1 protein-coding gene is annotated in these 604 nt (G+C 48.5%); it reads right to left on the bottom strand.

The genetic code is table 11. The features are described 5' to 3' along the window. Positions 1-9: 9 nt before the first annotated feature. On the bottom strand, positions 10-604 hold a 595-nt coding region (locus R7Z77_RS26810), incomplete at its 5' end, for an aminoacetone oxidase family FAD-binding enzyme (protein WP_318137231.1).

A 604-nucleotide genomic window follows, 5' to 3' on the forward strand; every position in this document is an offset into this window, starting at 1 on the left:
AGCGCTGGATTACACCCACTGACCTGCCACAAAGCCACTCGACCAGCACCATTGGAAGTTATAGCCACCTAACCAACCGGTCACATCCATCACTTCTCCGATGAAGTACAAGCCTTTGATGTTTTTACATTCCATGGTTTTAGAAGACAGGTGATCGGTATCTACACCACCCAAAGTCACTTCCGCCGTGCGGTAGCCTTCGGTGCCATTAGGTGCGATTGACCAGTTTTCTAAACGCTCCACCACGCTAGCAAGCTCTTTCGGGTTGAACTGCTTGAGAGGTTTATCCATCAGCTCTTTACGCTCAATCAGCACTTCCACTAAACGCTTTGGCAGCACTTTTGCTAGGGTGTTCTTTAGCGATTGATTTGGATGTTTCTCAAGGCTGCGCTCGAGCAGCAGAGCGATGTCTTCGTTAGGAACTAAGTTGATAGAAACTTTCTGACCCGCTTTCCAGAAAGAGGAAATTTGCAAAACCGAAGGGCCCGATAAGCCGCGGTGAGTAAACAACAGCGCTTCTTTGAACATGGTGCCGTCTTCGGCGGTAATTTCCGCAGGCACAGCAATGCCAGACAGTTCAGCAAAATCTTCTTTGTCTTCTTTG

The organism is Vibrio sp. 1401, from assembly GCF_033340295.1.